The organism is Pseudoflavonifractor phocaeensis, from assembly GCF_016901955.1.
In the GTDB taxonomy this organism is placed as follows: Bacteria; Bacillota; Clostridia; order Oscillospirales; family Oscillospiraceae; genus Flavonifractor; species Flavonifractor phocaeensis_A.
The window spans coordinates 1-8110 of record NZ_JACJLC010000108.1 but is presented as its reverse complement, the minus strand read 5'-3'; the positions used below and the strand labels follow the sequence as shown (position 1 = coordinate 8110).

Here is an 8110-nt window from a genome sequence, read left to right as displayed (position 1 = left end):
GTGCTGACCTACGCACAGATTTACGAACAGGTCTGGGGCGATTTCACTACAGGAAACGAAAACAATACGATAGGATTTCATATCTGCAACCTGCGCGAGAAGCTGTATCAGGCTAATCCAGATGCCCTGTTCTACATTCGCTCCGTGCGGGAAGTCGGATACTGTCTGGATGTCGATGAACCGTAATTCCACCACTATTTTCTTTCGCATGGATGTCTTTTCTCTGACCTAAATCTCTGATAGAGTGAGTCCTTCTGGGTGGTTCACAATGAACCGCTCCTGGGTCCAGCGAATGGGCGCAGTTCTCCCTTGGCGGAAGATTTTGAAATTGCCATTGATTCAGAGAGTGGTTTGTACTACATTTTGGTACAAACCACTCTCTCTTTTGGTATAGCTTTAGCGAACAGAACCACCAGCTCTGCTGGTGAGGATAAAAAAGCTTTAGCTTTAAGCATCGAGCGAAGCGAGCTGCTAACAGCAAATTATCAGTGAAGAAAGACTTTCGTTAGAACAGCGGTTGCCCGTTTACGGGCCGTAGGGCAAGTGATGCGAGTGAAATAAATTTCAGTGCGTCTTGAGACGTTTGCCGGTAACAGGCCCTTATAGGGCCAAATCAAGCCACCGGCTTAGCCAGTGGTTATGACTATTTCACGGTATAGAGATTGGAGGTGCTGCTCCCATTCGGCCTGTGCCGGGAAGCCTTTTTCAGATAGCCGTGCTGCTCCAGATCGTGCAGCGCCCGCTTGACCGTAGAGCGGGACAGCTTCATGTCCGAGGCAATGGTCTTAATGCCCGGCCAGCACTTTCCCTCGGCATCGGAGCGATCCCGCAGGTACATATAGACCGCCTTCGCTCTGGAGGGAAGCTCAGTGTCGGCGTAAATCGTTCCGAAGTAACTCATCGTTCCTCCTCTCCGAATGTCTTCATTTGCTTTCCTCTTTTTACAGCCCTCTCCTGAGCCGGAGCATGGGCGATGCCGCCCCGGCTGGATACCGCATAGCCGCGGCTTTCGTCCATCTCCTCCGGCTCACTGAGCTGCGGGAGATTCCGCTCCAGATCCACCCGGTTGGCATAGGCCACCGCTCGGTTGGCTCTCTCCGGCACCACATACGGCTCCCCGAAGGTAATGCCCCAGTTTAAGAAGAGTTGGAGCCGGGTCCGCATGGGATGTGTGCCAGTTTTCATGACGATAAAGCTGCCCTTGGGAATGGATTTCAGCTCGTCGGGCGTCAGCAGGGCGCGCTCCATCATCTGGAGGCTCTGGCTGGGATCGTTCTTGCCCCGGCTCACCGAGCCGGAGAGGACGGTGCGGCTGCCCAGGGCTTTGGACAGCACCTCCGCAGTCTGGCTGTTGGGTGCAAAGCCGCCGAAGATGGTGTCCTGGCAGTTGTCCTGAATGATCTCGCAGCCCTCTTTTCCGTAGTTTTTTTCGAGCTGCGCTAAGGACTGGATGATCGGCACGAGCGTTAACCGGCGAGAGCGTCCAGCGGAGAAAAGGGGCAGTATATCAAACGGGGGCATGGTGCCGAATTCGTCACAGAAAAGCACCACCCGGTTTTTCAGCTTGCCGCCGTTCTCATCGGCCACAGCGAACAGCTCCCGGCTCAGGTTCTGGATCATGAGACCGGCCATGAAGTTCTTGGTTGTGTCTTCTTCCGGCAGGATCAGGAAGATGGCAGACTTCTCCGAAGCAAACTTCTCAGCGTCAATGGCGCTGTCGAAGCACAGGATCTGCTCCAGCTCGCTGTCCAGAAAGGCATTCAAGCGGGACAGCACGGTGGACATGACGGAGGCCATTGCCTGCTCGGCGCTGTTGAGGGCGGCACCGGCAAACCACCTCGCCTTGTGATCCGGCGGCAGTTTTGCCATCAGGAGCTGGAAGTGGCTCTTGCCCTTGACACGGCTGGGCTCCAGCAGATCCTGCACCAGCTTGAACACGGAGACGATATGCCGGCGCTCCTGGGGGTGGTCTTTATCGGGCGGCAGGAACTCGGCAAGCATCAGGATGACCGAGGTGAGCAGACCTTCCGCCGCATCGTAGAAGAAAGCGTTCTGACCGCGGTTGCTGTCATCGCCGTCCGGATTGACGATGGTCTTGGACAGGATTTTGGCGTATTTCTCGGCCTTGGCCCGGGCCGCGAGATTGTTCGGGTCACTCCGGGCAATGTCCATATACCGGTTGACCAGCGTCAGCAGATTGTTACCGTCTGAGCGGGTGGGATTTCGCAGGTCGATCACGGCCACATTCTGATACCCATAGCAGTTCTTGGCAATGGCGCCGTAATTGCGGGCGAGGTCGCCCTTGCTGTCCAGCGCCAGCCAGCTCATGCCGCTGGCGCAGGCGTACTCCAGATTGGGATAGAGAAAATAGGCGGTCTTGCCGATGCCGGAAGCGCCGATCATCAGGCAGTGGATGTCATCGCTGTCCACGAGGGCGGTGAGTTCGCCTTTCTTTCCCTTGCACCCCAGCACCAGCCCCTGCTCCGTGGGCAGGTTCTGGCCGCTGCGCCATTTCTTCACCTCGAAGGGGACATGGGCATAGGTCTGCCGGATCTCTTTGGCTGTGGCCCATCTTGCGGTGCCGTGCTGGCCGTCGCCGACCGTTTTGGATTTGATCCCGCTCAGGGTATAGTAGTGGGACAAGGCGGCCAGACAGCCGATGACCAGAAACATCAGCCCGCCGGCGGCCAACAAAATCAGGACTTGGTGTGGCATGGTTAACCCCTTTCAGGGCGCACCACTTCCTGCTCGGTTCCATACTTCTGAATGCGCACATCACTCTTGTTACGGCCTACTTCGGGCGAACAGGAAGTGGTGTGCGTTGTTGTTATTTACTGCATGACTTGTGCGTAGGACGGTTCCTCAGCGGTCAGATCATCATTCCAATCCTTGTGTGCGGGAATGAGCCTTTCCACCGTGTACCTCTCTGCCAGCTGTTCCTTCATGCGCCGGCTGGCCAGATGGCCAGCCTCGTCATTGTCGAGGCAGAGCAGGACCGTATTGATTTGCGGCTGCCGCTCCAGCAGCTTTAGCACCGGCTGAATGGAGGTGCCGCAGCAGGCCACATAGCTGTGGCTCTGCCAGCCCTCCGGATGGAGCGTGATGTAGGAGAGCATATCGATGGGAGCTTCGAACACATAGAGGCTCCCATCTGTGCCGATATGGTGGAAGCTGTGACGGGGATCGCAGCCCTCCACATTGAGCCGGAAGGCTTTGCCGAAGCTGTTGGCGCTGCGCTTGTGGGCATGGCGGGGGACGCCGTCTTCATCCGTACCCACGAAAACCGCATTGTGGTAATCGGCGTCTTCATACAGCAGCTTCTCTCTTGCAAAGTGCGCCACAACGCTCCGGTCGATATTCCGGTGCTTGACCAGATAGGCATAGACCCGGCGCATATTGGAATTGGCCGGCGGAAGGACAAAGGGCTTCGGCGGCTCCTCTACCCGTTCTTGGGCAGAGGGATAAACCGTTCCCAGCTCGCCTCCCAGAAGCATGGTCACCGCCTCCGGGTAGCTGAGGTGATAAAAGCGTTGCACGAAGCTGACGGCGTGGCCGCCCCGCTCCTCGGCATGATCGTACCACTCGTTGCCGCGGATGGTGACACTATGGTCACGGGCCAGCCGTTTCTCTCTGCCGGAGGCAAGGAGCTTTTCGCCCCGGCAGCGGAGAAACTCCTCCAGATCAACGGAGGCGGCTCGCTGCTTCTGTTCTTCCGTGAAATGAATGTAAGTCGACATAGGCTCCTCCTGTTACATGGTCTGCTGATAGGATACCTGCTCCTCATGATCATCCGCCTTGTGGCCCATGGCCATCCGCTTTTCCGTCAGCCGCTTGCGCCGTTTGGAATCAATGCGAATCCCTGCCGGATTGCGAGGCGGCATGGAATTGTCCCGGAAGATCCGGCTCATGTGATGGAGCAGCTTGGTTGCCGCCAGCATGACGGACGGATCTCGGAACTGGTCAAAGCGGTCAAGGAAGAATTGAGCATACGCATTGCCCTGGGCAGCGGAGCGGGTGAACCAATCCCTGGCCTGCTCCCGATCCTGTTCCACATCCCGGCCCAGGAGATACAGCTTGCCCAGTGTGTACTGAGCAAACGGGTTTCCTTGTCTGGCGGCGGCAGTCAGGTACTCCAGAGCTTTTCTCACATCCTTCTTTACGGACTCACCGGTGAGACAGAGCTTCCCAAGGCGGTATTGGGCAAACGGATTCCCATGCCCGGCGGCCTTGTCCAGCCAGCGCACCGCCTCCTCGGTGCGCTTTTGAGAGAGCAGGAGCTTCCCGAGTGCGTATGCCGAAAAGTCATTTCCGGCCTCTGCGGATAAGCGAAACCAACGCTCCGCTTTTTCATGATCCCGCATGGTGGAGAGATTATCCCGGTAGAACTTTCCCAGTTGATGCGCCGCCACCGTGTATCCTTCCGCCCAGAGCTGTTCCAGCGCCCGGACGGCTTCGGCGTGTTCCTCATCCAGCGCATAGACATCCTGCAGAACCGTTTTGGCGGCACGATAGCGTCGAGCCTGTTCATATACGCTGCTGGATCGCTGCTCCTCATGTGCCGCCTCCGGCTCCGGCTCATCTTGCATCTTCTCATCTTCAAAAGTCGGGAGGCCGAGGCGGATGTTCTCGGCCTCCCGGATGATATCGTTTTTGATCCGGCGGAACTCTTTCTGCTGAGAGAGCGGGAGATGCTCCCGCGGTGTACGGCTGCCATAGCACTCGTTCAGCTCATCCCGGATCTGATTCCAGGTTTCATAGCACTTTGCTACTTCCGGCTGCCGGGCCAGCTCGTCCACGATGGTGTCCACCAATGCTTTGAGCGGTTTCTTCAGATAACCATACTGCTTTTTCCCGGTGGTGGTTTCCAGCGCCTGCACCAGCTGGCGCATCTGTTTCTCGATGACAGGGTTGTCGCAGAGCTGATGCTCCATCTTCTGAATCAGCTCCCGCATGGTATCCTGCGCCGCTTCGATCAGTTCTTTATAGGCAACATCCTTCCGCTCGTAGATCTGGATCATCTCATCCCGGAAGATGGTGTTGGTCAGCTTGGAGCGCATGGCCGCAATGCCTTCCCTGGTCAGGAAGCCCTCCTTCGGATCGTCTGACCAGACCATCATGTGGATGTGGGGGTGATGCCCCTCATTGTGGAAGGCCGCATACCAGCGGAAGTGATCAGCCGGTATCTTCATGGCCTTGGCCAGATCCTGTGCGTGCATCATGAGCAGGCCGCGCCATGCGTCCGCATTGTCGTACCCCAGCCGGGCAGCATCCTCACGGCGCAGGGAGTAGATGATGGTCCACACATTTCCGTCATGGGCTTCCAGCTCGGACATGGCTGCGTCGAGGTCTACTGCGGCGGCGGAGTTGAACAGGCCATGGGCCCCGCGGCGCTCCACACGGGGGCGGGTGGCAATGTAGGACAGGTATCCGCTCTCAGAATTTATTTCGTGGAGGTTTGCATCCAGCGCCATGGTGATGAAGGCTGATGCGGTACCAAGGGTAGGCGTCTTACGGTAATCCTCATACTCGAACAGCTCCACGGCATCAGGGAAATCATGCAGGAGCTTTTGGATCAGTTCCCGCTGTCCTTTGGTGACGGGACCGTTGCCGGTCAGCTTCTCCACACCTTCGCGGGTGGCAATGTACTTCATGTACCCGCCGGCCTTGTCCGATTGGATGTAGCCGCTTTTTTGTACGAGCTTTGCCATGGGTTACACCGACTTCTGGAAGTCCAGTGCGTCCTTGAACGAGATGCGACCGTTGGTGCGCTTCATATCCCGGATGGCTTTTCCGCGCAGGCGCTGGTATTCTCCTTCGTCGATATCGGTGTCGTAGGCGATGATCTGCCCCAGCACATTGAGATCCACACCCTGCTTGAACAGGAGCGAGCCCATGCGTCCGGCAAAATTGTCCAGGGTGCCGGTGAGCATGGCGGAGAGTGCTTCGGGCAGGAAGCCGCCGGCATTCTTCGTGTTCAGATAGCCGATGTAAAACCGGAGCGCATTCTCCACGAATTCGCTCCGGCTGGCGCAGTTGTCGAGGCGCAGGTAGATGTCTACCTTCTCGTCCAGATCCTCAGAGATCCAGAACCCCTTCTTCGTTTTTCTGCTTTCGGACTTCAGTAAAACCACTCCTTTTTTCGTCAAGTCCCCGCTGAGAACCCTTGCCACAGCGGAGCTTTTCCGCATCATAGGGTCCAACAGCTCTTTCCACCCGCCGGATTGTCCCCGCTGCGAAAAGCCGGAAACTGCCCGCACTGCGGGCAGAAGTGGGAGAGCCGGGGGCGGCATTGTCCCCGGCTCTTTCTCCTGCTTCGCTTTCACCAGCTTCCCGCTCTCTTGGAAAGCGGCCCAAATTCCGCCCGCTTCCCTCTGGAGGGGTACACGGTCGGCTGGTCGCTGAAAGCCGCACACAGCGGCTCACAGGGGGCGACACGGCGCTACATATGCTCTTCCGGCGGGGTCAAACGCCGCATGGCCTCCGCCGCCTCCGACACGATCAGACCTGGCTCGCAATACTCCCTGTATACCCATACCCTGTCCTGGAAGTCGATGGCGAACCAGTAACAGGCAAACATATCAAGGCCGTAGTCAAACGCCCGGTACTTGGGCCACTCCGCCGGGATCAGGAAGGGCTTGCAGGTGTGCAGCTCCTTATTGAACTCAGAGAAATACTGCCCCGCCATGGCGTCCCAGTCTCCGTACCGGTGGGCCGCTCGGATGTCCTCCGGCAGGGTGTCCAACATCTGGATATACTCCGGGGAGGACTTCAACAGAGCCTCGTTGTCCTCCACTGTGGCAGGGATAAAAGCGTAGTCCTTCCCGTCCTCGATGCCCTCATACTCCCGGCTGACGAACAGCCTCTTTACCCACTGATGCCCGACCCCGCCTGGGTTACAGGTGAGATAGAAGTGCTTCGGGATATCGTTCACACCACGCAGCGTAGCGCCCATGGTGCGGAACTCGTACTCCAAGAAGTGGGTTGCCTCATCCATGAAGATCCAGTCGTATTCCTGGCCCTGATATTCCGTGATGGCGTTGGAAGATTGCAGGTGCCCGAACTTGATGGCCGACCCGTTGGAGAAGAACAGCATCCGCATGGTGCCGTTGTAGCTGGCGATCATGTCGCCGCAGGGCCGGCCGTCTACCGTGGCTGAATTGATCAGCTTGTTCATAGGCTGGATGATGGTCATCTCCAGCTCCGGGTATGTCCGCCGCATGATAAGGATCTTGATGCCAGGATACTCCAGCGCACCCTTGATGGCGGCCCGGATCAATACATGGGTCTTGCCGCCGCCCCGGGCCCCGCCGTATGCGGTGTACCTGGTCTTGCTCTCAATGAACTGCCACTGCTTTTCATACAGTTCGCCCAGATCCAGCTTGATTTCGCCCGTGGGCTTGTTCGGCTTCCTCATTCTTCAGCCTCCAGGCAAAATAAAAGAGGCCAACCACCGAGTTATCCTCGGCAGATGGCCTCTAGGGCTCTAATTTGACGGGGTGCGCACACCCGCATTTCCGACAGTATGGAGCCACACCCTTCCCGGTGGCCCCGTCCTCCAGCGCTCCGATCTTCGACCAGGTCACCGGGCACAGCACCCACTTCCCCTGGATCACCGCCGGAGTCTTTGAAATTTTCGGGTTTCCCATGTTGAAACACCCACCCCCTGTTTTCTCCTACCCCCTGTAAGGACGCCCCCGAGTGTGGGGTGGATGCACACCCGGGGGGCATAAAGAGATAGAGGCCAGACCACATGAAAGTCTGGTGGAGCTACCGGTGGGACTCGAACCCACGACCTGCTGATTACAAATCAGCCGCTCTGCCAACTGAGCTATGATAGCGTATTGTGGCCTTGGCCGGACTCGAACCGGCGACATTTTCATGATTGGCGAAACGCTCTTGCCATCTGAGCTACAAGGCCATATAGCCCCCATATGAGGGCTATGTTGTGAGTTTATCCGGCTTTGCTCACGGGCCGTATCGGATGTGGATGATTCCACGACCCTGAGATTGAAACGGTTGCCGGGGTGTTTGGTGGGTGTGGTGATACCCCTATACCCTCCCGGCGAACCGCCCCCCCGATTTTCCGCTACCCCCTTGGGTGGGGTGGGGG

Annotated in this window: 9 protein-coding genes and 2 tRNA genes; 2 read left to right on the top strand and 9 right to left on the bottom strand. The window is 57.7% G+C overall.

Annotated elements, in window-relative coordinates; all coding sequences use genetic code 11:
- Nucleotides 1-186 (top strand): helix-turn-helix domain-containing protein (locus H6B51_RS15365; protein ID WP_204884512.1); only part of this gene is annotated, 186 nt, incomplete at its 5' end.
- Between the two features lie 123 nt (nt 187-309).
- On the top strand, nt 310-492 hold the full coding sequence (locus H6B51_RS15360) for a hypothetical protein (RefSeq protein WP_204884511.1): 183 nt from the start codon (nt 310-312) through the stop codon (nt 490-492).
- Nucleotides 493-643: 151 nt separating this feature from the next.
- On the opposite strand, the gene H6B51_RS15355 is transcribed toward H6B51_RS15360, so the two are convergent.
- The 9 genes from H6B51_RS15355 to H6B51_RS15315 all read right to left on the bottom strand — a co-directional run bounded on the left by H6B51_RS15355 (nt 644) and on the right by H6B51_RS15315 (nt 7918).
- On the bottom strand, nt 644-901 hold the full coding sequence (locus H6B51_RS15355) for a helix-turn-helix domain-containing protein (protein WP_006572730.1): 258 nt from the start codon (nt 899-901) through the stop codon (nt 644-646).
- Nucleotides 898-2715 carry a type IV secretory system conjugative DNA transfer family protein gene (locus tag H6B51_RS15350; protein ID WP_195560582.1) on the bottom strand — a complete coding sequence of 606 codons (1818 nt, stop codon included), beginning with the start codon at nt 2713-2715 and terminating at the stop codon, nt 898-900. The genes H6B51_RS15355 and H6B51_RS15350 overlap by 4 nt, the downstream gene beginning before the upstream one ends.
- A gap of 116 nt (nt 2716-2831) precedes the next feature.
- Nucleotides 2832-3737 (bottom strand): DUF3991 and toprim domain-containing protein, encoded by a 906-nt coding sequence (locus H6B51_RS15345; RefSeq protein ID WP_204884510.1) that lies wholly within the window; start codon nt 3735-3737, stop codon nt 2832-2834.
- 12 nt (nt 3738-3749) lie between these two features.
- A complete protein-coding gene (mobP3, locus tag H6B51_RS15340) occupies nt 3750-5708 on the bottom strand; it encodes a MobP3 family relaxase (protein ID WP_204884509.1) in 1959 nt (652 codons plus the stop codon).
- 3 nt (nt 5709-5711) lie between these two features.
- The gene (locus H6B51_RS15335) at nt 5712-6191 is read right to left on the bottom strand and encodes a hypothetical protein (RefSeq protein ID WP_204884508.1); all 480 of its coding nucleotides are present in this window, start codon (nt 6189-6191) and stop codon (nt 5712-5714) included.
- A 248-nt stretch (nt 6192-6439) separates the two neighbouring features.
- Complete coding sequence (locus tag H6B51_RS15330) at nt 6440-7414, bottom strand: phage terminase large subunit (RefSeq protein WP_204884507.1); 975 nt, start codon at nt 7412-7414, stop codon at nt 6440-6442.
- Between the two features lie 61 nt (nt 7415-7475).
- Complete coding sequence (locus H6B51_RS15325; RefSeq protein ID WP_204884506.1) at nt 7476-7646, bottom strand: hypothetical protein; 171 nt, start codon at nt 7644-7646, stop codon at nt 7476-7478.
- Nucleotides 7647-7762: 116 nt separating this feature from the next.
- A tRNA-Thr gene (locus tag H6B51_RS15320) sits at nt 7763-7838 on the bottom strand.
- Nucleotides 7839-7844: 6 nt separating this feature from the next.
- Nucleotides 7845-7918: transfer RNA gene (locus tag H6B51_RS15315), tRNA-Ile, on the bottom strand.
- Nucleotides 7919-8110: the final 192 nt, after the last annotated feature.

Bases quoted from the DNA above. Each gene is read 5' to 3' on its own strand.
- H6B51_RS15325 (WP_204884506.1), bottom strand. From the start codon at position 7,646: ATGGGAAACCCGAAAATTTCAAAGACTCCGGCGGTGATCCAGGGGAAG.
- H6B51_RS15330 (WP_204884507.1), bottom strand. From the start codon at position 7,414: ATGAGGAAGCCGAACAAGCCCACGGGCGAAATCAAGCTGGATCTGGGC.
- mobP3 (WP_204884509.1), bottom strand. From the start codon at position 5,708: ATGGCAAAGCTCGTACAAAAAAGCGGCTACATCCAATCGGACAAGGCC.
- H6B51_RS15350 (WP_195560582.1), bottom strand. From the start codon at position 2,715: ATGCCACACCAAGTCCTGATTTTGTTGGCCGCCGGCGGGCTGATGTTT.
- H6B51_RS15345 (WP_204884510.1), bottom strand. From the start codon at position 3,737: ATGTCGACTTACATTCATTTCACGGAAGAACAGAAGCAGCGAGCCGCC.
- H6B51_RS15355 (WP_006572730.1), bottom strand. From the start codon at position 901: ATGAGTTACTTCGGAACGATTTACGCCGACACTGAGCTTCCCTCCAGA.
- H6B51_RS15335 (WP_204884508.1), bottom strand. From the start codon at position 6,191: ATGATGCGGAAAAGCTCCGCTGTGGCAAGGGTTCTCAGCGGGGACTTG.